This window comes from Pseudomonas gingeri (genome assembly GCF_013386115.1).
GTDB classification, from domain to species: Bacteria; Pseudomonadota; Gammaproteobacteria; order Pseudomonadales; family Pseudomonadaceae; genus Aquipseudomonas; species Aquipseudomonas gingeri.
On record NZ_JACAOR010000008.1, the window covers coordinates 419,441 to 443,683 of the forward strand.

General features: G+C 62.8%; 18 protein-coding genes. 8 read left to right on the forward strand and 10 right to left on the reverse strand.

The window, feature by feature from the left end:
* Positions 1-14: 14 nt before the first annotated feature.
* The 9 genes from HX881_RS17840 to HX881_RS17880 form a co-directional block, all read right to left on the reverse strand.
* Entirely contained in the window at positions 15-1,163 is a 1,149-nt protein-coding gene (locus HX881_RS17840; RefSeq protein WP_177085741.1) for an efflux RND transporter periplasmic adaptor subunit, read from the reverse strand.
* A 262-nt stretch (positions 1,164-1,425) separates the two neighbouring features.
* Positions 1,426-2,523, reverse strand: a complete 1,098-nt coding sequence (locus HX881_RS17845) for a DUF1513 domain-containing protein (RefSeq protein WP_042935350.1) — start codon at positions 2,521-2,523, stop codon at positions 1,426-1,428.
* Between the two features lie 2 nt (positions 2,524-2,525).
* On the reverse strand, positions 2,526-3,590 hold the full coding sequence (locus HX881_RS17850) for an imelysin family protein (RefSeq protein ID WP_017125977.1): 1,065 nt from the start codon (positions 3,588-3,590) through the stop codon (positions 2,526-2,528).
* Between the two features lie 27 nt (positions 3,591-3,617).
* Complete coding sequence (locus tag HX881_RS17855; RefSeq protein ID WP_177085743.1) at positions 3,618-5,039, reverse strand: di-heme oxidoreductase family protein; 1,422 nt, start codon at positions 5,037-5,039, stop codon at positions 3,618-3,620.
* A 221-nt stretch (positions 5,040-5,260) separates the two neighbouring features.
* Positions 5,261-6,607, reverse strand: a complete 1,347-nt coding sequence (locus HX881_RS17860) for an imelysin family protein (RefSeq protein WP_177085745.1) — start codon at positions 6,605-6,607, stop codon at positions 5,261-5,263.
* Positions 6,608-6,846: 239 nt separating this feature from the next.
* Complete coding sequence (locus tag HX881_RS17865) at positions 6,847-8,898, reverse strand: putative bifunctional diguanylate cyclase/phosphodiesterase (protein ID WP_017125975.1); 2,052 nt, start codon at positions 8,896-8,898, stop codon at positions 6,847-6,849.
* 333 nt (positions 8,899-9,231) lie between these two features.
* Positions 9,232-9,828, reverse strand: coding sequence for a superoxide dismutase (locus HX881_RS17870; RefSeq protein WP_017125974.1), 597 nt, complete (start codon positions 9,826-9,828; stop codon positions 9,232-9,234).
* A gap of 191 nt (positions 9,829-10,019) precedes the next feature.
* Positions 10,020-10,622 (reverse strand): LysE/ArgO family amino acid transporter, encoded by a 603-nt coding sequence (locus tag HX881_RS17875; protein ID WP_017125973.1) that lies wholly within the window; start codon positions 10,620-10,622, stop codon positions 10,020-10,022.
* Positions 10,623-10,627: 5 nt separating this feature from the next.
* A complete protein-coding gene (locus tag HX881_RS17880) occupies positions 10,628-11,029 on the reverse strand; it encodes an ACT domain-containing protein (RefSeq protein WP_017125972.1) in 402 nt (133 codons plus the stop codon).
* A gap of 96 nt (positions 11,030-11,125) precedes the next feature.
* Between HX881_RS17880 and HX881_RS17885 the strand changes: the two genes are divergently transcribed.
* The 4 genes from HX881_RS17885 to HX881_RS17900 all read left to right on the forward strand — a co-directional run bounded on the left by HX881_RS17885 (position 11,126) and on the right by HX881_RS17900 (position 15,067).
* A complete protein-coding gene (locus tag HX881_RS17885; protein WP_017125971.1) occupies positions 11,126-12,019 on the forward strand; it encodes a LysR family transcriptional regulator ArgP in 894 nt (297 codons plus the stop codon).
* 52 nt (positions 12,020-12,071) lie between these two features.
* Complete coding sequence (locus HX881_RS17890) at positions 12,072-13,070, forward strand: NAD-dependent epimerase/dehydratase family protein (protein WP_177085747.1); 999 nt, start codon at positions 12,072-12,074, stop codon at positions 13,068-13,070.
* Positions 13,071-13,185: 115 nt separating this feature from the next.
* The gene (locus HX881_RS17895; RefSeq protein ID WP_177085749.1) at positions 13,186-14,025 is read left to right on the forward strand and encodes an ATPase; all 840 of its coding nucleotides are present in this window, start codon (positions 13,186-13,188) and stop codon (positions 14,023-14,025) included.
* 679 nt (positions 14,026-14,704) lie between these two features.
* Positions 14,705-15,067: a hypothetical protein gene (locus HX881_RS17900; RefSeq protein ID WP_042935273.1), complete on the forward strand. Its 363-nt coding sequence runs from the start codon at positions 14,705-14,707 to the stop codon at positions 15,065-15,067.
* A 152-nt stretch (positions 15,068-15,219) separates the two neighbouring features.
* On the opposite strand, the gene HX881_RS17905 is transcribed toward HX881_RS17900, so the two are convergent.
* Positions 15,220-16,332 carry an enoyl-CoA hydratase/isomerase family protein gene (locus HX881_RS17905; RefSeq protein ID WP_177085751.1) on the reverse strand — a complete coding sequence of 371 codons (1,113 nt, stop codon included), beginning with the start codon at positions 16,330-16,332 and terminating at the stop codon, positions 15,220-15,222.
* 134 nt (positions 16,333-16,466) lie between these two features.
* Between HX881_RS17905 and ung the strand changes: the two genes are divergently transcribed.
* The 4 genes from ung (at position 16,467) to HX881_RS17925 (ending at position 24,166) form a co-directional block, all read left to right on the forward strand.
* On the forward strand, positions 16,467-17,159 hold the full coding sequence (ung, locus tag HX881_RS17910; RefSeq protein WP_177085753.1) for a uracil-DNA glycosylase: 693 nt from the start codon (positions 16,467-16,469) through the stop codon (positions 17,157-17,159).
* Positions 17,160-17,342: 183 nt separating this feature from the next.
* Entirely contained in the window at positions 17,343-19,304 is a 1,962-nt protein-coding gene (locus tag HX881_RS17915; protein WP_177085755.1) for a hypothetical protein, read from the forward strand.
* A gap of 421 nt (positions 19,305-19,725) precedes the next feature.
* Positions 19,726-21,681 (forward strand): hypothetical protein, encoded by a 1,956-nt coding sequence (locus tag HX881_RS17920; RefSeq protein ID WP_177085757.1) that lies wholly within the window; start codon positions 19,726-19,728, stop codon positions 21,679-21,681.
* 298 nt (positions 21,682-21,979) lie between these two features.
* The gene (locus HX881_RS17925; RefSeq protein ID WP_177085759.1) at positions 21,980-24,166 is read left to right on the forward strand and encodes an autotransporter outer membrane beta-barrel domain-containing protein; all 2,187 of its coding nucleotides are present in this window, start codon (positions 21,980-21,982) and stop codon (positions 24,164-24,166) included.
* The last annotated feature ends 77 nt before the right edge of the window (positions 24,167-24,243 follow it).

The following is a 24,243-nucleotide window of genomic DNA, read 5'->3' on the forward strand; positions in this document are numbered from 1 at the left end:
GCTCGACTCCCTGATCAGTTCGCCGGAGCGGGCGGGTTCGCCGCCGGTGCCGTCTTGTCCGCGCTGATGGCGATGTGCGCGCCATTGTCCAGTTTCAGCTGGCCGCCGCTGACCACCTGCTCACCGTCCTTGAGCCCCTTGATGACTTTCACCAGGCCGTCACGGCGTTCGGCGGTTTCGATGAAGCGCCGCTCGGCAATCAGCACCGGCTGGCCGTCGGAGGCTTTTTCGAGGCTGCCGTCCTCGGCCTTCTTCTGTGTCACGACATACACCGAGTTGCCGTAGAGCGTGTAGGCGACCGCGCTTTCCGGGATCACCACATAGGACTGCGGGTCGGGCAGCAGCACCTGGAGATTGGCGAACATGCCGGGCAACAGCTTGCCGTCGGGGTTGGCCAGGGTGGCGCGCACCAGCACGTTGCGGGTGGTTTCATCGACCTTGGGATTGATGGCGCTGAGGCTGCCGGGGAAGTTTTCCCCGGCGTAGGCGCCCACGCTCAATTGCAGTGGCTGGCCGACCGCCAGCTTGGGCACGAACTGCTCGGGGACATAGAAATCGACATACAGGCTGCTCAGGTCCTGCAGCGTGGCGATCACCGTGCCGCTGGCGAGGTAGTCGCCGACATCCACCTGGCGGATACCGATGGTGCCGCTGAAGGGCGCGACGATCTTTTTCTTCGCCAGGGCCGCCTTGAGCTGATTGACCGTGGCCTTGTTCTTTTGCAGCACCGCCGAGAGCCGGTCGAACTCGCCCCGGGAAATTGCCTGGCTGCCGACCAGCTGGGCGCCGCGGCCGTAGTCCAGTTGCGCCAGCCCGAGGTCGGCCTGGGCGGTTTCCAGCAGGGCGCTTTCGACATCGCTGTCGAGCTGGACGATGGGTTGCCCGGCCTTGACCTTCTGCCCCGACTCGAACTGCACGGCCTTGACCGTCCCGGCGATCTCCAGGCTGAGGTTGACCCCTTGCAGGGCCTTGAGCGTGCCCACCGAGGGCAGGCGGTTCTGCCAGGGCTGCGCGCTCGCGGTGACGGCCGCGACATTGATCGGTGGCTTGGGCGCGGCGAATACCTGGATCTGCCTGTAGATCGAGAAGGCCTTGTAACCGGCGAGTGCCAGTACGACCAGGAGGACGATACCCAACATGATCAGCATGCGGCGACGCAGCATATTCCGGTTCCTTGGAAGACGAGGCTAGAGGGAGGTCGAACAACCGCCCAGCACGATACTGCCCGCACCCAGGCGTCGCCATGCAACTATACCGTCAGATATTACGCCAATACCGTGGCTTGAGAAGGGGGGCTGTGCCGACGTCTTCGTGGGCAAGCCCACTCCCACAGGGGTAGCGTCGTATGCACACTTTGCGTACGACATGACACTTGTGGGAGTGGGTTTGGCCTGGGCGGCGTTGCGACGAAGAGGCCCGTGAGGTCTACGCCAGGTGCAGATGGTTGTCCCAGAGCCCCGCGGGCAGATCCAGCGGTTGCGCACTCAGTTCTTGTCGGCGGCAATCGTAGAAACGGCAGCGACCCTGTCCTGACGTGACGACAAAACCATCGGCGACCGCGCCGACCCCGGCACAATCCGGCAGCGGCGCATCCAGGCGCAGCGCGGCGCTGTCCAGGTCCCAGATAAAGAACCGGTTGCCCCGCGGCGCGGTCAGCGCCACCAGGCGCAGCTCGCTGTGCACGGCGACGCTGGCGGTGTAGTGCCCCATGGCCTGCAACTGCTGCTCGGCCACCGGAAAAGCGACAAAGGGCTGGCCGGGGCGCTTGATCGCCAGCAGTTCCGACGATTCGTGGGACGGTCCCATGAATTGCTGGCCGGCGACGATGGTGCCGTCGCTGGCCACGCCGAGATGGCGCACGCTGTTCATCTGCTGGGCCAGGGTTTCCTTGCTCAGCAGGGTGCCGTCGCGCTGCATCAGCACCAGGCTCGGCTCCATGGCGTCGAGGTTCATCTCGACCCGGCTTTCGGCCTCGGTGCGGATGCCGCCGTTGGCGACGATCAGGGTCTCGCCGTCGGGCATCCACGACACCTGGTGCGGACCGATGCCATGGGTGGAGATTTCCCCGCTGTGCACCAGCCGCTCACCTTCGAACCTGTACACGCCGAGCAGGCCACGGCCCGGATCGCGGGTGTCGTTCTCGGTCGCATACAGCCAGTCGCCACTCTTGTGGATCACCGCATGGCCGTAGAAGTGCCGGTTAGGCTGCGAGACGATCGTCTGCAGCAGGCGCCCGTCGCGCAGGTCGACCAGGTAGCTCTCGGTACCGGGGCGACGCGCGACGAACAGCGCCAGGGGCAGGGTCGGATGATTGATGATGTCGTGGCAACGCTGGCCGACCCGGGTCGCGAAGACCTGCTTGCCATCCAGTCGATAGCCCACGGCGTAGTGCCCGCCCTCGCTGTCATCGCGGGCGGAAAGCAGCAGCGGGCTTTTGCCTTTTTGTCGGAACAGCGTCCAGCCACCCAGGGTGATCGCGCTGAGCAGGAGGCTACCGAGGGTCAGGGCCTGGCGTCGCAACATCATCAGTCACCGTCGTTGGCATTGAAGCCCAGTTGGATGCCCAGCGCCTTGGCCAGTTCGCCTTCGTGCAGGCGGTGGACGACGTTGAGGCTGTCATAGAGGTCGTTGAGCTGCTGGCGCCCGGCGTCGTCGCCGAGCATGTCGGTCAGCGAGCGCTGGTTGCTGGCGAACAGCTTCAGGGACGCGGCATAGGCGGCGTCGATCTTGTCGGCCAGCGGCTTCTGCTCGGCCGGCAGCAGGCCGCGCAGGCCCTTGTTGTCGACCCCGACCCAGACGGTGCGGGCAGCGGCCAGGCTGGCCTCCAGGCCTTGCAGCGACGACTGGCTGCGCCAGGCGTCGGCCTGGAACGGCTGCGGAATGCCCTTGGTCTGGCGGCCCATCGGTGTGCCGAGCTTCTTCTTCAGGGTATCCAGCGCGGTCACCTGGACCCGCAGCAGATCGGCGATGGCTTCGTGGGAATCGGCATAGCGCTGGTTCGGGAACTTGCTCATCTGCGCGAGCATGCCGTCGTTGCTGTTCCAGCTCGACAGGATCTCTTCGGCGAGGGTTTTCTGGCGCTCGCCGATGGCTGTCAGCAATGGGCAGTAACGGGCTTTCTGGGCGCTGTCGGCCATGTCGATCTTGCTGTCGAACAGGATGTATTCATAGGCCGACAGGCCCTGGACCACCACGCTGGATTTGGCCAGGGCGGCGGCATCGACCTGCGGCTGGGCGGTGACCAGTTGCTCGACCTGGCGTCCCACGAGGTTTTTCTTGTCCGGCCAGAACTGCACCTGCCAGGAACGATTGCCTTCGGCCAGCGGGCCGATCAGCAGGGGCTGCAACTCGGCCCAGGCTTTCTGCGCATGGAGGAAATCGGCGCGGGCGGTGTCCAGGCTCTCCTTGCCCTGGCAGAAGGCCAGGGCGCTGATCGCCAGTTGGCGGTCGGCCTCGACCCAGCGGCTGTAGGTCGGCAGGATCACCTGCTTGGCGATGGCGGCCGAGGTCACGGCCTGTGGGTCCTGCGGCGAACAGGCACCGAGGGCGAGGGCGGCGAGGCTGGTGAACAACAGTTTGGGGCGGAACATGTCCGTGTCCTCTCTTTTAGAGAAATCTTATAAGGAATTCAGGAAAGCCAGCAGCGCGGCACGCTGCTCGGCATTGAACGACAACACGCGTTGCTGGGCCGGCAAGGCTTCGCCGCCATGCCAGAGCACCGCTTCCATGAGGTTGCGGGCGCGGCCGTCATGCAGGAACTGGGTATGGCCGCTGACGGTGGCGGTCAGGCCGATCCCCCACAACGGCGGGGTGCGCCAGTCGCGGCCACCGGCCTGGAACTCGCTGCGGTTGTCCGCCAACCCAGGGCCCATGTCATGCAGCAGCAGATCGCTGTAGGGGCGGATCACCTGGCCGGCCAGCTCGGGCTCGACCGCCGTGGTCGCCGTGGTGAACTGGGGCGTATGACAGGCCTGGCAGCCGGCCTGGTAGAACAGGTTCTTGCCGGCCAGCACTTGCGGCGCACCGACGTCCCGTCGGGCCGGCACCGCCAGGTTGCGGGTGTAGAACAGCACCAGGCGCAGGATATTGTCGCTGACTTCCTGTTCGCCGTCCGCGCCGTTGCCATTAGGAGCTGTGCGGCAGGCGGTCTGGCTCGCAGTACAGTCATCGAAGGGTCTCAGGGTCGTGGTCAGGCCCATATCACCAGAAAACGCGTGAACATTCTGTTGATTGAGGTTCGGTTGCCCGGCTTTCCAGCCAAAACGTCCCAGCACGGTCTTTTGCAGGGCATCGTCCCAGACCCGGTTCGGCCGCCCGGCGACGCCGTAGCCTTGCTGCTCCCTGGCATTGGCGAGGATGGCTTCCTCGGGAATGGCTTCCAGCAAGCCCAGGCCGATCATCGGTGGGGCGACACGGGCGGAAAAACGCGTGTCCGGATGCATCGGGCCGTAGCCCAGCTGGGTGATCAGCAGGCGCGGCTTGCGCAGTTCGACTTCGCTGCCGTCCTTGAACCGTACCGGCACGGGATCGTATTCGACCCGCACCTTGCCTTCCGGGGTGACGCCGGGAATCGCCATGTCCTGCAACTGGCCTCCATAGACCGGTTCGGGGACCACGCCCTGTTGCTCGATCAGGCGCGCATAGGCCGGTGTATCGGGGATCGACAGGCGTACCAGCATCGACACGGCATTGTCCGAGCCGGGTTCCGGCGGGTGGCCGCGGCCGTCCTTGATATGGCAGTTCTGGCAAGCGTTGGTGTTGAACAGCGGGCCCAGGCCGTCGCGTGCGGTGGTGGTCGAAGGGGCGATCACCCAGGGGCTGCGGAAGAAACTGTTGCCGACACTGAATTCCAGGCGGCGGGTTGGCGACAGGTTGGCCGCCGGCAGGGAAAAGGCATTGCGATCGGTCTTGCGCACGGTGGTGCTGCCACCTGAACGTGCCTCGCCGGGCTCGGGCTTGGTAAAGCGCGGCGCGTCATCGCAGGCGCTCAGGCCCAGGACCAGGAGCAACGACGACAGGCGGAGGGGCAGCGAGGGCATCGGCATCCGGAGCAGGCTTCAAGACAGGGCGCGAAGTTTATCAGGCCAGGGTGTATGGAATCAGCGCAATCGGCATTTGCCTGATCTGCAGCAGGTTCTTCGTTGCAAACCGACCCCTGTGGGAGCCGGCTTGCCGGCGATGGCGTCCGCAAGATCTATGCAAGACTTGCCGGCCTCATCGCCGGCAAGCCGGCTCCCACAAGTCTTGCGCCGAGTGCAGATCAGAACTCGTGATCGGCGTTGTCCGGGTTCAGGTCGCTGATGCCCAGCTTGGCGGCGGCCTGTTCGATCGAACCGGTCTGCTTGACCAGCGCGGCGATGGCGTCGCGGACGATCTTGTTGCCCGCGTCGTTGCCGGCGGCGATCAACTGGTCGTAATGCTCACCCTTGTTGGCGTGGTCGACCATGATCTGGATCTTCGCTTCGGTCGCTTCCAGGTCGCCCTTGAGCGCTGTATCGGCGGCCGGATCGGCTTTTGCCACCAGCGACGACAGGCTCGGGCCGGTCAGCTTGGTGCCGTCGGTGCGGGTGTATTCGCCCAGGTAGACGTTGCGGATGCCCTTGGCGTCGTAGAAGTGCGAGTTATGGGTGTTGTCGCTGAAGCAGTCCTGCTCGTCTTCCGGCGAGTTGGCTTCCAGGGATACCTTCATGCGCTCGCCCGCCAGTTCGCCGAGGGACAGGCTGCCCATGCCGAACAGCATCTTGCGCAGGCCACTTTCCGCCGGCTCGGCTTCCAGGCTGGCGCGGTAGTTGTCGGCCACGTTCGGCTTCCAGTTGCCGACCATTTCTTCCAGGTCGTTGACCAGCAGCTGGGTCACGGCCTTGAGGTAGGCCCGACGGCGATCGTTATGGCCACCGGTGGCACCGGCGCCTTCCAGGTAGTCCGACGCCGGACGGTTGCCGGCGCCCGGGCCGGTGCCGTTCAGGTCCTGGCCCCAGAGCAGGAATTCGATGGCGTGGTAGCCGGTGGCGACGTTGGCTTCGGAACCGCCCAGTTCGTTCAGGCCGGCGAGTTTTTCCGGGGTGATCTCGCTCACATCGACCTTGTCTTCGCCGATCTGGATCTGCTTGTTGGCGATGATATTGGCGGTGGCCCCCGGATTGCCCAGCGCGTGCTCGTACGAGGCGTCGACGTAGTCGATCAGGCCTTCGTCCAGTGGCCAGGCGTTCACCTGGCCTTCCCAGTCGTCGATGATGGTGTTGCCGAAGCGGAACACTTCGCTCTGCAGGTACGGCACGCGAGCGGCGACCCAGGCGGCCTTGGCGGCCTTCAAGGTGTCGGCGTCCGGCTTGGCGAGGAACGCGTCGACAGCGCTCTGCAGGGTTTTCGCGGTGGATTCGGCATCGCTGTAGACGGCGAAGACCATGTCGGCGTAATGCGCGACCACGGCCTTGCCGGCGGCTTCGTCAACCTTGCCGGCGGCGTCGCTGGCCGGTGTGGCCGCGGCGGTGGTGGTGGCGGGTGTCGGCGTGGCGGCGGCGGTTTTTTCCTTGTCCTTGTCGCCGCAGCCGGCGAGGGCAATGGCAATGGCCAACAGACTGGCGGTGGCCAGAGGCATACGAATCATGGCGAATATCCTGCTTCGAGAGGTTGGACGGGCGCGCGCGGGGACACGCAAAACCGGCACATGATGCGAAAGAGTTGCATTTGAGTAAAGATTTAGTTATTGAAATATTTAGTAATGTTTACTGATCGTTCCCACGCCCGGCGTGGGAATGCAGCCCGTGACGCTCTGCGTCACAGATCTGAAGCGGACGCAGAGCGTCCAGTCAGGTATTCCCACGCAGAGCGTGGGAACGATCCGGATCACAGGATCGCCGCGTTGCTGCGTTGTGCCTGCTTGAGATAGGCACTCAGCTCGCGCGCCGGCAGCGGCTTGCTGTAGTGATAGCCCTGGCCTTCATGGCAACCCTCGGAAATGATGTAGGCCTCCTGCTCGACGGTTTCCACCCCTTCGGCGATGACCTGCATGCCCAGGCTTTTGCCCAGCTGGATGATCGCCCGCACGATGGTCGCGTCGTCATCGTCGTCCAGCAGGTCCTGGACGAAGCTCTTGTCGATCTTGATCTTGTCCAGCGGCAGGCTCTTGAGATAGCTCAGCGACGAATAACCGGTGCCGAAGTCATCGATGGCGATCAGCGCGCCGGAACGACGCAGGCTCAGCAGATGCTGGGCGGCGGTGCTGATGTCTTCCATCAGGCCGGTCTCGGTGACCTCCAGTTCCAGGCTGCGCGGCGGCAGGCGGTACATCTGCAGCAGGTTGTTGACCACCCGCGGCAGCTCGGCGTGGTGCAACTGCACGGTGGACAGGTTGACCGCCATGCGCAGGTCGCTGAAGCCCTGGTCGTGCCATTCGCGCAATTGCCGGCAGGCCTGGTCCAGCACCCACTCGCCGATGGCGATGATGGTGCCGTTCTGCTCGGCCAGCGGGATGAACAGGTCCGGCGGCACCAGGCCGTGTTCCGGGTGCTGCCAGCGGATCAATGCCTCGACGCCGACCACGCGGTGGTCGCGGTAGCTGATCTGCGGCTGGTAGACCAGGTAGAACTGGTTGCGGTTGAGGGCGTCGCGCAGGTCCTTTTCCAGTTCCCGGCGGCGGCGCATTTCGCTGTCGACGCTGGCGATATAGAACTGGTAGCGGTTGCGCGAGCGGGTCTTGGCCAGGGTCATGGTCTGTTCGGCTTTCTGCAGCAGCTTTTCGGTGCTGTCGCCATCTTCCGGGAACAGGGTGATGCCGATGGTGGCGCGCAGGCGGATTTCCTGGTGGTCGAGGGCGAACGGCGCCTCCAGGTCATCGAGGATGCTTTGCGCCAGTTCGGCGGCCTCGTAGGGCTGTTCGATATCCGCCTGGACCAGGGCGAACTGATCGCCACCCAGGCGCGCCAGGGCGCCGAGGCGACCGCTGTGGGCGCGCAGGCGATCGGCCAGGGCCAGCAGCAGTTGATCGCCGGCCTGGTAGCTGAATTGTTCGTTGATGCCCTTGAAGTCATCGAGGCCGACCACCAGCACCGCGACCCGGCGTTGCAGGCGCCCGCCGTCGGTGAGGATCTTGTCCAGTTGCTGCTGCAACTGCTGGCGGTTGGGCAGGCCGGTGAGAAAGTCGTACTGGGCCATGCGCAGCAGGCTGTTTTCCGCTTCATGGCGCAAATGGGTATTGCGTTCGATCGAGGCCAGCAACTGGTTGGCGGTGTTGATCCAGATACCCAGTTCGTTCTTTTCGTGGCCCTTGAGCAAGGGCAACTGGTGCGCGGCCGGACGATCCGGGTTGATATTGGTCAGGTGCTCGATGATTCGCGACAGCGGCTTGGTCAACAACCAGTGATAGACCAGGTACAGCACCAGGCCCATGAGCAGGGCCCGGAGCACGCCGGAGATGAAGATGATCACCGAACTGATGATAAAGCCCTGGCCGTAGGTGGCGGTGTCGAGGGTGATGCTCAGGTCGCCGTAATACTCGCTGTAGGGGCCGCGACCGACCAGTTGCGTGGTAAAGGTGCGTTCCTGGCCGAGGATCAGGTCGGTGAGCCAGCGGCTGGAGGAGGTCTGCAGGTCGCGGGATTTTTCCGCGAGCATGGCTTCGTTGGGGTGGCCGATGGAGGCCATGCGCACGGAGCGGTCCTGGAACAGGCCTTCGATCACCTGCATGCCCATCTCCCGGTCGAGGCTGTAGACGGCCTGGGTCGAGGGGTCGCGGAACATGTCGAGAATTCGCTGGGCGTCACCGGCGACCGCCTGGCGGGTCTTGTAGGCGTCGAAGACGATCTGCGCACAGCTCAGTACCACGCCGACAATCAGTGCCGACAGCAGCACGACCCGGAGCAACTTCACCGACAAGCTGTTCTTGAGTTCCAGCTTCAAAGGGCTATTCCTTGTTCCGTGCGGGTAGCATCAAGTTGCCATGAGTATTGGCAATCCGGCCCCGGCAGTCAAAGGGACAATGCGACCGGGGATGATCCATGCTAGGGCTTGGCCGAAATGTGCTTCTCGAACCTTTTCAGGCCATAGGTACTGTGTCGTAGCAGCGCCGTGTAACTTGAGGCGGTGTCATTCAATTTAGCGGATTATTCAGCGTAGTCCCTGGCGGCGTTGCGGCAAGGGACAATCGGTCGTGGGCGCCCGTGGTCACGGGGGCGTCCGCGGGGCATAAAAAAACCCGGCCAGGCCGGGTTCTTTCTCAAGCGTGATTCAGTCTCAAGCGGTGAAGGTCTTGCCTTCGAACTGCTCGGCGACGAATTTCCAGTTCACCAGGTTCCAGAACGCTTCGACATACTTCGGACGCACGTTGCGGTAGTCGATGTAGTAGGCGTGTTCCCAGACGTCGCAGGTCAGCAGCGGGGTGTCGCCGCTGGTCAGCGGGTTGCCGGCGCCGATGGTGCTGGCCAGGGCCAGGGAACCGTCAGCCTTCTTCACCAGCCAGCCCCAGCCGGAACCGAAGGTGCCGACGGAAGTCTTGGTGAATTCTTCCTTGAACTTGTCGAACGAACCGAACGCAGCGTTGATCGCTTCGGCCAGTGCGCCGGTAGGTTGGCCGCCGGCGTTTGGCGCCAGGCAGTTCCAGTAGAAAGTGTGGTTCCAGACTTGAGCGGCGTTATTGAAGATGCCACCCGAGGAAGACTTGACGATTTCTTCCAGGGTCTTGCCTTCGAACTCAGTGCCTGGCACCAGGTTGTTCAGGTTCACGACATAGGTGTTGTGGTGCTTGTCGTGGTGGAACTCCAGGGTTTCCTTGGAGATGTGCGGCTGCAGGGCATCGTGTGCGTAGGGCAGCGGTGGCAATTCGAAAGCCATGGTTATTCTCCTAATCAGGTCAGTTGCGGTGAGCGCAAGGCCGATCACGGGCGGCCAAACTATGCGCCGTGGAGTTTGTACCCCTTGCGGCGCAGGTTTCCGATCATAGCACCGGGGTTGCGGCTTAACCACGCAACAACTGTGTGGGATAGAGGTTCCAGAGCCTTTTGGAATAAAAGCCCCTGGCGATATCAGGCGCTGCCGATCAGTTGGCCCGCCACGCTGAACATCATCACCGCCACCAGCAGGTCGAGGATGCGCCAGGTCGCCGGGCGCGCCAGCCATGGAGCCAGCCAGGCCGCGCCCAGGGCCAGGGTGAAAAACCACAGCAGCGACGCACTGGCGGCACCGACCACATAGGCTCCGGGTTCGGTCTGCTGGGCGCCGAGGGAGCCGATCAGCAGCACGGTGTCGAGGTAGACGTGGGGGTTGAGCAAGGTCACCGCCAGGGCGCTGAGCAGCACGGCACGCAACGAGCGCGCGGTCTGGCCCTGGCCCTGTTGCAGGCTTTGCCGCGAGCAGGCGCGGCGCAGGGCCAGGCTGCCGTACCAGAGCAGGAAGGCGGCACCGCCCCAGCGGGCGATCGCCAGCAGCGTCGGGTTGTGGGCCAGCACCGTGGCGAGGCCGAACACACCCGCTGCCACCAGCAGCGCATCGCAGGCCACACACAGGGCCGCGACCGGCACGTGGTGTTCACGGCGCAGGCTCTGGGCCAGGACAAAGGCATTCTGCGTACCGATGGCCATGATCAGTCCGGCCGCGACCAGCAGGCCGTTCACATAACTCTGCCACATGCGGGTCATGCTCCCTGGTGGGCCAGGTCCTGCAACACGGACATGGCGCGTTCGGCGTCGTCGCGGCCGACGAACAGATGATCGTGGTAGTAGCCGGCGATCACGTTGCAACTGATACCGGCCTTGCCCAGCGCGCCGGCGAAGGCGGCGGTGAGGCCGACGGCTTCCAGGGCCGAATGCACGTTCAGGGTGATCCAGGCCGCGCGGTAGTCGAAGGGCAGGCCCAGCGCCTCGGCGTCTTCACGGCGGAGAATCACCGTCAGGCCCTCGCGCTCGCGAAAGCTGCCGATGGGCTCGCGACCCTGGAGCACGGCGGCGTCGGCGATGCAGCAGAACACATAGTCGCCGTCATTGAGGTGGGGGCTCATGCTGCGCAACAGGATTGCCAGGGAGGTTTCGCCAGCCATTGCACTGTCCTTCATTCAAAGAGTACTGGCGGGCATTCTCCCGGGGGATCCTGTATAAGAGAAACCAATATTGATGATCGCTCATTAGGAAAACTGATGTTCGACTACAAATTGCTCTCCGCCCTGGCCGCCGTGGTCGAACAGGCCGGGTTCGAGCGGGCGGCACAGGTGCTGGGCTTGTCCCAGTCGGCGATCTCCCAGCGGATCAAGTTGCTGGAGGCGCGGGTTGGCCAACCGGTGCTGGTGCGCGCGACGCCGCCGTCGCCGACCGAGATCGGCCGGCGTCTGCTCAATCATGTGCAGCAAGTGCGCCTGCTCGAACGCGACCTGCAGGGCCAGGTGCCGGCACTGGACGAAGAAGGGCTGCCGGATCGCCTGCGTATCGCCCTGAACGCCGACAGCCTGGCGACCTGGTGGGCCGAGGCGGTGGGTGACTTCTGTGTCGCTCACCACCTGTTGCTGGATCTGGTGGTGGAAGACCAGACCGTCGGCCTCAAGCGCATGCGCGCCGGTGAAGTGGCGGCCTGTGTCTGTGCCAGCGAGCGGCCGATCGCCGGTGCCCGCAGCCTGTTGCTCGGGGCCATGCGCTACCGGGCACTGGCGACCCCGGCATTTGTCGCCCGGCATTTCCCCGACGGCGTCGATGCCCGCTCGCTGGCACAGTCGCCGGCGCTGGTATTCGGTCCGGACGACCTGCTGCAACATCGCTACCTCGCCGCGTTGGGCGTGGAGGGCGGTTTCGAGCACCACCTGTGTCCGTCCGCCGAAGGTTTTCTGCGTCTCAACGAGGCGGGACTGGGCTGGGGGCTGGTCCCCGAATTGCAGGTGCGCGAACAGTTGGCGCGGGGTCGGCTGGTGGAGTTGATTCCAGATAAACCGGTCGATGTGCCCTTGTACTGGCATCATTGGCGCAATGGCGGTCAGTTGCTGGGGCGCTTGACCGAGCACCTGGCGCGTTCGGCGGCGCAATGGCTGGTGCCTCTGGCGTGACGGGCAGCGTTTAAGTAGCAGGCAAGACGAATCAAGGTATTTGGAGCACGACATGAAAATTCTGGTCACCGGCGCAAGCGGCTTTATCGGCGGACGCTTCGCGCGTTGCGCCCTGGAGCAGGGCTATGACGTGCGGGTCAATGGCCGCCGGGCCGAGAGCGTCGAGCATCTGGTACGCCGTGGCGCCGAGTTTATCCAGGGCGACCTCGGCGACCCGCAACTGGTGCGCGACCTGTGCCGCGATGTCGAGATCGTGGTGCATTGCGCCGGTGCCGTCGGCCTGTGGGGGCGCTACCAGGATTTTCACCAGGGCAATGTGCTGGTCACCGAAAACGTCGTCGAGGCCTGCCTCAAGGAGCAGGTGCGACGCCTGGTCCACCTGTCCTCGCCTTCGGTCTACTTCGACGGCCGCTCGCACCTGGAACTGACCGAGGAACAGGTGCCCAAGCGCTTCCGGCATCCCTATGCGGCGACCAAGTTCCTCGCCGAGCAGAAGGTCTTCGGCGCGCAGGAGTTCGGCCTGGAGACCCTCGCCCTGCGTCCGCGCTTTGTCACCGGGGCCGGCGACATGAGCATCTTCCCGCGCCTGCTGAAGATGCAGCGCAAGGGCCGCCTGGCAATTGTCGGCAACGGCCTGAACAAGGTCGACTTCACCAGTGTGCAGAACCTCAACGACGCCCTGTTGAGCTGCCTGCAAGCCAGTGGCTCGGCCCTGGGCAAGGTCTACAACATCAGCAACGGTACGCCGGTGCCGCTGTGGGACGTGGTGAACTACGTGATGCGCCGGATGCAGGTGCCGCAGGTCACGCGCTATCGCTCCTATGGCCTGGCCTACAGCGTCGCGGCGCTGAACGAAGCGGCCTGTGCGCTGTGGCCGGGACGCCCGGAGCCGACCCTGTCGCGACTCGGGATGCAGGTGATGAACAAAGATTTCACCTTGGACATCAGCCGGGCACGGCATTATCTGGGGTACGAGCCCAAGGTCAGCCTGTGGGCGGCACTGGATGAGTTCTGCCACTGGTGGCAGGCCCAGGAACCGGCTGCCCGGTGAAACATTCAGTGACCAGGACTGAACCGAGTGCCGGGTTCAGAGTCGATCAGAGCGGCGGGTAACGGGTTTATACTCGGCGCATTTCGCCATCAATGTGGTCCGCAAAGGTTCTTTCATGCGTAACGATGCCAACGACGATTTCGATGATGTACCGAGCCTGCGTGCCGACGTGGGCGATGACGATGACTTCCCGGTGACCCCGGCTGCCCGCGAGCGCACCAAGGTGGCGTCGCGCAGCACCCCGGTGGTCAAGGTCAAGGGGCCGAGTACCGGTCCGTTGTGGGCGCTGGTGGGGGCGTTGTTCTTTGCCTTTGCCGGGCTGGCCTGGTGGAGCTTCCAGCAGATCTCGCTGATGGAGCAGCAACTGGTTGCCACCCAGGAGAGTTTTGCGCGCATCAGCGAGGACGCGGCCGGGCGCCTGCAGGCGATTTCCGGCAAGGTGGTGGCGACTGAGTCCAACGTCAACAGCGACAGTGAGGCGTTGAAGTTGCAGGTCAAGCAGTTGGAGGGCAAGTTGCTGGAGCAGGGCAAGCAACAGCAGGGCGTCGCCGGCCAGCAGACCGGGCTGGAGCAGCGCCTGCAGCAGATGACCGCGCAGACCAGCGACCTGCAGAGTGCCAATGGCCAGTTGCAGGCCCAGGTCAAGAGCCTGGTGGCGGACCTGGCGACGCTGAAGGCGGCCCAGGCGGATGCCGGCAAGCTCGATGCCGAGGTCAGGAGCCACGCCGCCGATATCGCCGCGCTGAAGAAGCAGGGCAATCCGAGCGCGGCCGTGGAGCGCCTGGAGCAGGACATGATCGTGCTCAAGAGCGAGCAGGACAATCGCCAGGCCGCCGCCGGACAGGGCGCCAGCACGGCGGAGTTCGATGCCTTCCGTGGTCAGGTCACGCGCAATATCAACACGCTGCAAAGCCAGATCCAGAACCTGCAGCAGCAGCTCAACGCGCGGCCCTGATGGCCAGCGCCTCACGGTTGGCTCGGCCCTTTGATTGATCGTTCCCACGCTCTGCGTGGGCATGCAGCCCGTGACGCTCCGCGTCAGCTGCAGAGCGGACGCGGAGCGTCCGGTGAGGCCTTCCCACGCTGGAGCGTGGGAACGATCATCTTGCAGTGTGCTCAAGGCCTTATCGCCAGCAAGCCGGCTCCTACAGTGGATCGGGGGCGGTGCGGAAAAGCAGGTTTTGATCGTTCCCACGCTCTGCGTGGGAATGCAGCCCTTGACGCTCCGCGTCACTTGCAGAGCGGACGCGGAGCGTCCAGTGAGGCCTTCCCACGCTGGAACGTGGGAGCGATCATCTTGCAGTGTGCTCAAGGCCCTATCGCCAGCAAGCCGGCTCCTACAGTGGATCGGGGGCGGTACGGAAAAGCAGGTTTTGATCGTTCCCACGCTCTGCGTGGGCATGCAGCCCCTGACGCTCCGCGTCACCTGCAGAGCGGACGCGGAGCGTCCGGTGAGGCATTCCCACGCTGGAGCGTGGGAACGATCAGAAGGGTGTAGAAAAGCATGTTTCCAAATATTGCCGAATGGCACTTCATGAGGGTTTTACAGTCTTAAAGAGTGTGCGTGGACCTGTTTGTCCACGCATGCCGACCAGCGTCGCTGGTGTGGCTTCTTCGCGGTCCAGGAGGCCGCCATGTACCCTCGACTTCTTCTCACGGCAAGCCTGGCTTTGACGCTTTCTGCATGTGTGCCTTACTACGACGGTGGTGCCGACTACTACCGTTCCGAGGTCTACACGGCACCCGCACCGGTCTATTACGGCGGCGGTTCGTACTACCGTCGAGACTACTACGCACCGCAACCGCGCTACTACGCGCCACAGCCCCGCTACTATGCCGCGCCGCGTTACTACGCCCCGGCGCCACGGGGCTATTCGAACGGCTACCCGAACCGTGGCTGGGGCCAGCCTTACCGGCAGGGCTGGGGCGAGCATGGCGGCAATGGCGGTCACGGCAACAACGGTGGCCACGGGCACGGTGGAGGTCGTGGGCACTAGGGTTGAAGAGGGCGCCCAGAAGCTTCGCTGGCAAGCCAGCTCCCACAGGGTTCGTGCCGTAGCGCAGCACTGTGTCCGACGCAAACCCTGTGGGAGTCGGCTTGCCGACGAAGAGGCCGGCAAGGCTGATCGAAGACCCGGATCCGTGTGCTTCAGTAATTGGACAGGTCCGCCAGGGGATGGCGGCCTTCCCAGGCCTTGTGGAAATGTGCCTCGACCACCGCCCGCGGCACCGCCGTGACATCCGGCCAATGCCAGCGCGGTTGCTGGTCCTTGTCGATCAGGCGGGCCCGCACCCCTTCGCTGAATTCCGGGTGACGGCAGCAGTTCAGGCTCAACGTATATTCCATCTGGAACACCTGGGCCAGCGACAGGTGCCGCGCCCGGCTGATCTGCTCCCACACCAGGTGAGCCGTCAGCGGACAACCGTCCTTGAGGTTCTTCGCCGCCCGGGCCAGGAGGTCGTCGGGGTCCTCGGTGCGCTGGGCCAGCATCCGCCAGGCACAGGCCACGTCACCGACGTCCAGCAGCGCGTCGATGGTTTCCCGGCGTGGCAGCCACTGCGCCGGCGGGCGCTGCTCGCGTGCCTGGTGCTCCAGGGCCTTGAGCAGGCTGTTGAGTTGCACCGCCGTCTGTTCCTGCCAGTTGAGCCGCAGCAGGCCATCGATCAATTCGTCCTGCTGGTCGTCGCGCAACATCCGGTCGGCCAGGCCGAGGTCAAGCGCATCGCGGGCATTCATCCGCGCGCCGGTCAAGCCGAGGAACAACCCCAGCTTGCCCGGCAGGCGCGAGAGGAACCAGCTGCCGCCGACATCCGGGTACAGGCCGATGCCGATTTCCGGCATCGCCAACTGGCTGCCGGGAGTGACGATGCGGATGCTGGCGGCCTGCAGCAAGCCCAGGCCACCGCCCAGCACATAGCCGTGGCCCCAGCAGATCAGCGGTTTGGGATAGGTGTGCAGGTGGTAATCGAGGCGGTATTCCGCGGCGAAAAATGCCGCTGCCAGCGGCGGCACCTCGCCCGGTCGGGCGCGGCATTCCTGGGCCAGGCTGCGCACCTCGCCGCCGGCGCAAAAGGCCTTGGCGCCGTTGCCGCGCAACAGTACGCAAGCGATCTGTGGATCCTTGGCCCAGGCCTCGAGCCGCTCATGAAGGGCCGTGATCATCGGCAGCGAAAGGGCGTTGAGCGTGTGTTCGGCATCCAGGCTGGCGACGCCGATCCGGGCGCCATCGGTACCGATGAGTTCTTCGACGTGCAGATTCATTGCGACCTCAAACTGCGGGTTGAATGCTCAGTATGATCCCTGTGTGGGAAACTGCCGGGAATGCGTCGGATCAATTGACAAGCGTGGTCGGCTTTCCTAGTGTCCGCCCCATTGCTCATTCAGGACAGGATCTCATGACCGACGACGACCGCATCAAACTCGAACCGAGCTGGAAACACGCCCTGCGTGACGAGTTCGACAAGCCCTACATGGCCGAGTTGCGCGAGTTCCTGCGCCAGGAACATGCCGCCGGCAAGCAGATCTACCCGCCGGGCCCGCTGATCTTCAATGCGTTGAACAGCACCCCGCTGGACCAGGTGAAAGTGGTGATCCTCGGCCAGGACCCGTACCACGGCCCGGGCCAGGCCCACGGCCTGTGCTTCTCGGTGCAACCGGGCGTGCCGGCGCCGCCGTCGCTGGTCAATATCTACAAGGAATTGCAGCGCGACCTGAACATCGACATCCCCAACCACGGCTACCTGCAAAGCTGGGCCGAGCAGGGCGTGCTGTTGCTCAACACCACCATGACCGTGGAGCGGGGCAATGCCGCTTCCCACGCCAACCGGGGCTGGCAGTTCTTCACCGACCGCATCATCGAAGTGGTCAGCGAGCGTCAGGACAAGCTGGTGTTCCTGTTGTGGGGCGCCCATGCCCAGGGCAAGCAGAAACTGATCGACGCCACCAAGCACCTGGTGCTCAAGTCGGTGCATCCGTCGCCTCTTTCGGCCTATCGCGGCTTTATCGGTTGCGGGCATTTCAGCCGGACCAACAAGTTCCTCGAGCAGAACGGCCTGGCGCCGATCGAATGGGCGTTGCCGGCGCTGTAGGCCTTCGATCCGCGCCAACCCGGGGCTGCACTTTTCAGACGTAAGGCCCCTCGACCTGTCATTTCTGACAGTATCCGCTGCGCACCTTTACGCATTAAATGTTCTCCACGGCCTTGTCGGTCGGCCCTGTGCCGACCCGGTGGTCAACGGCCGCTCGTTGATCATTTCCCAAGGAGAATGCAAATGTCCGAATCCAAACCCGTGAGGGCTGCCTCGACTGGGGCGGCTACCGATGGGCGGTCTCGACCTGCCGAGAAGATTGGTTCCCCCCGAACCCTGGACTCCCTGGTCTTTCGTGATGTGCTGGAGCGTCTATGGGATGAAACCAGTTACACATTGCCGATCTATTTTCAGCCGCTACCCTTGCGGATCGTCATTGAACATCCCTGGCCGTTCACCGCGCATGAGGAGGACGAACAGGAAACCCAGGTCTATTTCGTCCTGGATAATCATGATATTCCAGAGCTGACCATTTCCATCATCGGAGCCTACGAACTCGATGATGTATTTCCTATCGAAGTGGATGTGCCTGCCGAGCTGATGGGGCCAGGCGTGCATCGTCTGTCCTATCGGGTCGATGGCAACATCATCGGCACCAGTCACTCTTTCGTCGCGGCCATCAACTACGATCAGACCCAACCCAACCAGGGTAATCCCGGTGGGGAACTGGTGTTCGATGACGAAGTGAGGCAGAACGGCATTACCGAGGCCTACCTGAACACCCATCATGGCGCCACGGCCCTGGTGCCCCGGTGGTCGGATGTAAAGACCGAAGACGAGGTCATCTACTACTGGTCGCCCACCGCGCACCTGGGGCGGGTGGACGTGCTGTCGATCACGCGGGCGCACGCTTCCGGTGCTCCCATCGAAGTCACTTTCCCCGAAGCGGACATTCGCGCCCACGGTTCGGGCATCCGTTATGCGTCCTACCGTTTGCGCGACCGGGCCGGCAACATCGGTCCCTTTTGCGATCCGCCTTCGCAAATCAATGTGTCCCTGAACACACTACCCATCCGCTTGCCACGCCCCGATGTGCCGTTGGCCGACAGTGACGGGGTGATCGATCTTGCCGATGCACGTGCCCCCACGGTGGTGGTCATCCCGGAAATCCTCGATGCCGAGATCGGCGATGTCGTGCGTATCTACTGGAACGTCCATGAGCTGGCTTCCTTCACCGTGGAAGGGCCGATCCCGGTCTGGCCGGTCTCCCGGCCCGTTTCCTGGGATATCGTGTCTTCCAGTGGTTTTGATGCGCGGGTGTCGGCCGTGGTGTTTTATCGTCTTTATCGGGGAGTGCCCTTCGTCCCGTCTCCGGACAATTTCTTCGAGGTCGACCTGACGGTCGCCGGTCCGGACCCCGAAGGCCCGGACCCGATCAACCCCGGGCTGTACCCGGTCACGGTCCAGGGCGTTACCGCCGACAACGTCATCACCCTGGCCGACCGTGACACCACCATACGGGCGGTGGCCCCGCTCTACGCCAATCCCCAGCCGGGTGAACGCCTGGAGTTGATGTGGGGCGATGACAGCAAGCTGGCATCGGTCTATACCGTTCGCGCGGGTGACACGGAGGCGGTCTTTTTCGTGCAATGGGAGTTCGTCGAAACCAACGGCAGCCACCTCGCGCTGCCGGTCTACTACTGGACCGACAATGGCGTGAATCGCCAGCGTTCCCGGCCCACGCCGGTTCGCGTGGCCATCGATCGGGTCACGGGACTGAAGCCTCCGGAGTTCCTCCATGCCGTCCGGCGCTTCATCAACTGCAATACCCTGCCGGCTCCCTGGCTGGGTGTCCATGTGCATATTCCCGGAGATTCAAGCCGTCTGGCGACGGGGGACGAGGTCGTCCTGCACTGGCAAAGCTACCCGACCCCGAACGCCACCGGAGAGCCTTTTCCCGAGACGGTGAGATCCTTCAGGCATACGCTCAGGGACAATGAAGCGGCGACCGGTTATACCTTCGTCATCCCGTTCAGCCCCTATATCACATTGCCCGGACTGACTCCGTCCTATGGCTCGGCGGACGCCTACTACGACCTGAACAAGGTCGACGGTGGTTTTGGCGGATCGGAAGATTCATGGATCGCTATTGATCTGACCCGTCCCGGCTCGCCTCCCTGCCTGGGCGACGATGTGGTGGATTGAGCGGCATGAGGATGGAACACAAATCGGGAGGGGCAGATACCCTCCCGTTTGTTTTCGAGGCGGATGCAAACAGATCCGGCTACATAGTGATCAAGAGGAGAATGATTGGTTTTTATTGCTGAAAGTGATAATCGCCGGCTAGGTTTTTTCGCAATGAAAAGCCTGTTTGTTATTCTCGAACCCGGCACTGATTGGCCGTTTTAGCGCAGTTTCTCACCATGCATATTTTTCGACTTTGCGCACCTGTCAAAGTTGACAGGATGTAATTTCCGCGAAAGCGCTTTCTAATGAATTTCCCCCACTGTCGTATCACCAGCGGATCAGTCAGTACCAGCGAGTGGTAGCGGGTTCGATCCCTTACCGGCAGGTCTCAGGCACAGGCAATGCCTGATCACCTTCCTACTGCCCTGGAGCCATTGACATGCGGACACCCAAAAAAAACCTGGAGGCCGAACTGCAACGCGCCGAGGTTCGAAGCGCGGCCAATGCGCGCGCGCCGAAAAGTACTAACGAACCCATTATTATTGACGCGCCTGATATTCATAATGCGCTACCGAACCTGGATGGCGGTCAGCCGAATCTTATCCATAAGGAAGAACTGCTGGAGAACGGGGTGAGTATCAGTCTTCCCGGCTGGCTCAACTCGGCACCGGAGCCGGAACCGGATGATCCTCCCGAAAAATTTACCGATTATGTGACCATATTTCTCAATAACGTCAAATTCGATAATCTCGACCTGCTTGGGCCTGTGGCGCCACGGTTTCCGATACGCCTTACCTATTCCGAGGATCGCTTTGGCAATAATGGTACGAATATATTCCGTTATGAAGTCGTGAGGTACGATGAAGTACTGAACGTGTCCGAAGAGTTGGTATTCACAATTGACCGTGTCAATCCCACGGGGGGGAGTCCGGCCGAGCCGGTGGAACTTCCCGCCTGGGTCATCGAGGGTACGATCACTCCCGAACTACTTTCCGACAATGACGACGAGGTGGTTCTCACCATTCCCCCCTGGGCGGATCGCAAGCCTTACGACATCGTCAAGGTCTATTGGAACTTCTTCGATACGGTCCCCATTGCCACCCGGGAACTGACCAGCGCTACGGGGGCCGTCGAGATTACCATCCCTGCCGCCGACATCCTGGCTGCCGGCGAGGGCAGCAAGCTGGTCACCTATACGCTGGAGGACCGGGCCGGCAATACCAGCCAGAAAACCACGCACGTCACGGAAGTCCTGGTGCTGCTGCATCCACGGCCGGACAACCTGCGGGCCCCCGTCGTGCCGTTGGCCCCCATTGATAGGGATGACGCCAATGTGCCGCCGCAAATCGAAATTGCCTATGACCAGGCGTTTGCCGGGGACAGGCTCGAGATAGACTTTGGTGGTTATGTCTTCTTCCATGAGATTTCCCGGCTCAGTCCTATCTACTATGTGGACCTGACATGGGAAGCGCTCAGGTCCGGTGGGCTGCTGGCACCCTATACCGCGGTATTACGCTACAGGGTACACCGTGGGAACTATGTGACGGGTTGGAGTCCGACCCTTGACGTGGATGTCGATCTGTTCGTGCCGGGTGGCGATGACGAAACGCCAGGGCCGGTCAACCCGGACCTGCCTATTCCGGTCGTCGAATCCACAGTCACCGGCCAGCTCAACAAGTTGGGGCCGGATGACCGCGACGCGGATGCCCTCGTGCATTTCCCGGTGCCCTCGGATGTGCTGGCCGGTCACTTTGTCCAGGTGTACTGGGGCAACCAGGAAGTCTTCGCCACGCCGCATGAGGTGACGCCCGAGGAGGTCGCCGACGGGAATTTCACCCTGGACGTACCCTGGGAGGTGATCGAGCGGGAGAAAAACGGCCTGATCCCGGTTTACTACGAGTTCAGCAGTGCCAGCAACGCCAACCGCGCGCAATCAGCGCCACAGGAAGTCAGGGTGGCTATTTTCGAAATCGTGGACCTGGCGTTGCCGACATTCCGCGATCCACAGAATATGGCCATCAGCGTTATCAACTGTAACCACAGGCCCGAGCTCGGTGTTCGGGTCAATATCCTCGACCCGAAAAACATCAAGGCGGGCGACAAGCTGTTCTTGAACTGGGTGGTATTTGAGCCGGTCTCCAATGGTGTTCCAGTGGAAGCTTCCCGTGGCGAAGACATACCCCTGCCACCGGTCACCACCGATCATGATCTACCGGGACATCCGGGTGAAACCTACCTGGTGCCTTACGATCCCTATGTCTCGACGGTGGTGGTCGGCAGGGCGGTGATTTTCTATCGACTGGAATCCGCTGATGAAACCAATGGGGGGCGTTCAAAGGAAACAAGAGCCGTACTGAGTCGACAGAACGGTGATGGTTCTATCTGTTCGGCCTGAAGGAAGGGCTCGCGAATCGATAGTTGTTGATTAAACAGAGGCCGTAGGAGGCCTCTGTTTTTTTATGAAATAAACATAAAAGTAAAATTATTCCTTCGCTCAAGAAGGAAAAATCCTACATTTTAATTCGGATCCCCTCTGTACTTTATGCACCTCTGAAAGCCAAGCCCGTTATCGGTGGACTGTATTGGCTTTTATAGCCAGTAAAGCACTTGGAGGTTCGTTTTAAATGTCCTGTTTCAATATTAAACTTTTCAATTATTCGCGTTTGATCAAGGCCACCGGTCTTTTTGCATTCATGCCTTTGTCGCTGGTGAGTCTCGAGTCGCTCGCCAAACCGCTTATCGGTGGTAATACCGTCATTGAGGAAGGCACCTCGCCTGACCGCTATGCGCTGACCCGGGGGGCGACCTTGACCGTCAACGGTGCAAGAACCTTCGAGATCGACGCGCGAGAGGGGTCGAGGGTGAATTTCAACGGGGGCTCGGTGTCCGTCGGTGGTGCCAATGTCCATGGTATCGCCCTGTATGACTCCAGCGCCCTGCTCAATGACGTCAGCATCACCAGCACGGGCGGCACCGGGCTGGTGGTCGGTTCCAATGGCACCGGTTCCGTCGCCGAGGTCAATCGAAGCGTGATCACCGGGGCCGCGACGGGAGCCAGCGTCAGCGTACAAAGCCATCTGATCCTGAACGCGACGGATGTCGTGGGCACCAACGCGACGGGCAATGGCCTGACCATGTACGGTGGCCGGGTTACCGCTAACGGCGGTAGCATCACCGGGGGCAATCACGGAATTCGGGTTATCCGTTCCAGCGATGAAGGCGCCGACATTTCTCTGGACGGTACGCAGGTCGTCGGCCAGGCCGGTGCGGCGATCGCCATCAGCCAGGATATCACCGCCGAAATCGATGTGCGCAATGGCGCTACCTTGACGGGCGGCAACGGCAACATGCTTCAGTTGAGCAGCGGCGCCAACGCCAATATGCGTGTCGCCAACAGCAACCTGACCGGTAATATCCGGGTCGGCAACGGCAGCACCCTGGACCTTAGCCTGGACGGCGCGGCCATGACCGGCGATGTGGTCAAGGATGTCGACGGCACCGCCCATGTGGCCCTGAACAACGGTTCGGTCCTCACCGGCCGCCTGGACAACGTCGACAGCCTGGCGCTCAACAGCGACGCGACCTGGGTCATGACCGACCACCAGAGCATCGGTGACCTGAATATGGCCGGCGGTAACGTCAAGTTCGGCGACCCGGGGGCGTTCTACCAGCTGGACGTGGAAAATCTCGCGGGCAACGGCACCTTTGTCATGACCGCCGACTTCGCCCATCTGCAGGGGGATTTCCTCAACGTCACCGGTACCTCCGAGGGTGAGCACAAGCTGCTGATCAGCAGCAGCGGTGCCGACCCGCTGTCCGAGGATCGCCTGCATGTGGTGCGTACCGCCGACGGTGGCGCGAGCTTCAGCCTGCTGGGCGACCGCGTGGACGTCGGGACCTACTCCTACAGCCTGATCGCCGACAACGACGGCAAGGACTGGCACCTGGACCCGTCGACCAAGGTCATCAGCCCTGGCACCCGTTCGGTGCTGGCCCTGGCGAATGTCGCGCCGACCGTGATGTACGGCGAGCTGAGCTCCCTGCGTTCGCGCATGGGTGAACTGCGCTTCAACGGCGGCCAGAGCGGTGGCTGGGCGCGCACCTACGGCAACAAGCACAAGGTCGATGCCGGCAAGGGTGCCGCCTATGACCAGAACCAGCAGGGCATTGCCCTCGGTGCCGACGGGCGCTTGCCGGTCGGTGACGGGCAATGGTTGGCCGGTGTGATGGGTGGCTACAGCAAGTCCGACCTGAGCCTCGGCCGCGGTACCAACGGCACCGTGCACAGCACCTACGTCGGTGGTTATGCCACCTGGCTGGACGAGCAGAGCGGTTACTACTTCGACGGCGTGGCCAAGCTCAACAGCTTCCACAACAAGTCCTCGGTGGCGCTCAGCGACGGCAAGAAAGCCAAGGGCAACTACAAGGACATGGGTGTCGGGGTTTCCGGTGAGTTCGGTCGTCACATCAAGCTGGAAAACGACTACTTCGTCGAGCCGGCGGTACAGCTTTCGGCCATGGCCGTGGGCGGCAAGGACTACAAGCTGGACAACGGCCTGAAGGCGGAAAACGGTCGTACCCTGTCGTTGCTCGGCAAGGTCGGCGTGACCGGCGGGCGCAACTTCGACATCGGTGACGGTCGCGTGGCCCAGCCTTACCTGCGCACTGCGTTCGTGCAGGAGTTCGCCAAGAACAACAAGGTGCAGGTCAACGACAACACCTTCCACAACGACCTGTCGGGTTCGCGGGTGGAAATCGGTACCGGTGTGGCGATGTCCCTGAACGACAAGTGGCAAGTGCATGCCGACCTGGACTTCAGCAAGGGCGAGAAGATCGACCAGCCCTGGGGCGCCAATGTCGGGATCCGCTATAGCTGGTAAGCGGTCTGTGTGAACAAAAAGAGGAAGCCTTGGCTTCCTCTTTTTGTTTTTGCTGGTGTGGTTTATCAGACAGACTC

Coding starts and splice junctions, on each gene's coding strand:
- HX881_RS17850 (WP_017125977.1), bottom strand. CDS start 3,590: ATGTTCCGCCCCAAACTGTTGTTCACCAGCCTCGCCGCCCTCGCCCTC.
- HX881_RS17915 (WP_177085755.1), top strand. CDS start 17,343: ATGTCCGAATCCAAACCCGTGAGGGCTGCCTCGACTGGGGCGGCTACC.
- HX881_RS17845 (WP_042935350.1), bottom strand. CDS start 2,523: ATGTTGCGACGCCAGGCCCTGACCCTCGGTAGCCTCCTGCTCAGCGCG.
- HX881_RS17900 (WP_042935273.1), top strand. CDS start 14,705: ATGTACCCTCGACTTCTTCTCACGGCAAGCCTGGCTTTGACGCTTTCT.
- HX881_RS17885 (WP_017125971.1), top strand. CDS start 11,126: ATGTTCGACTACAAATTGCTCTCCGCCCTGGCCGCCGTGGTCGAACAG.
- HX881_RS17880 (WP_017125972.1), bottom strand. CDS start 11,029: ATGGCTGGCGAAACCTCCCTGGCAATCCTGTTGCGCAGCATGAGCCCC.
- ung (WP_177085753.1), top strand. CDS start 16,467: ATGACCGACGACGACCGCATCAAACTCGAACCGAGCTGGAAACACGCC.
- HX881_RS17840 (WP_177085741.1), bottom strand. CDS start 1,163: ATGCTGCGTCGCCGCATGCTGATCATGTTGGGTATCGTCCTCCTGGTC.
- HX881_RS17875 (WP_017125973.1), bottom strand. CDS start 10,622: ATGTGGCAGAGTTATGTGAACGGCCTGCTGGTCGCGGCCGGACTGATC.
- HX881_RS17860 (WP_177085745.1), bottom strand. CDS start 6,607: ATGATTCGTATGCCTCTGGCCACCGCCAGTCTGTTGGCCATTGCCATT.
- HX881_RS17895 (WP_177085749.1), top strand. CDS start 13,186: ATGCGTAACGATGCCAACGACGATTTCGATGATGTACCGAGCCTGCGT.
- HX881_RS17870 (WP_017125974.1), bottom strand. CDS start 9,828: ATGGCTTTCGAATTGCCACCGCTGCCCTACGCACACGATGCCCTGCAG.
- HX881_RS17890 (WP_177085747.1), top strand. CDS start 12,072: ATGAAAATTCTGGTCACCGGCGCAAGCGGCTTTATCGGCGGACGCTTC.
- HX881_RS17905 (WP_177085751.1), bottom strand. CDS start 16,332: ATGAATCTGCACGTCGAAGAACTCATCGGTACCGATGGCGCCCGGATC.
- HX881_RS17920 (WP_177085757.1), top strand. CDS start 19,726: ATGCGGACACCCAAAAAAAACCTGGAGGCCGAACTGCAACGCGCCGAG.
- HX881_RS17855 (WP_177085743.1), bottom strand. CDS start 5,039: ATGCCCTCGCTGCCCCTCCGCCTGTCGTCGTTGCTCCTGGTCCTGGGC.
- HX881_RS17925 (WP_177085759.1), top strand. CDS start 21,980: ATGCCTTTGTCGCTGGTGAGTCTCGAGTCGCTCGCCAAACCGCTTATC.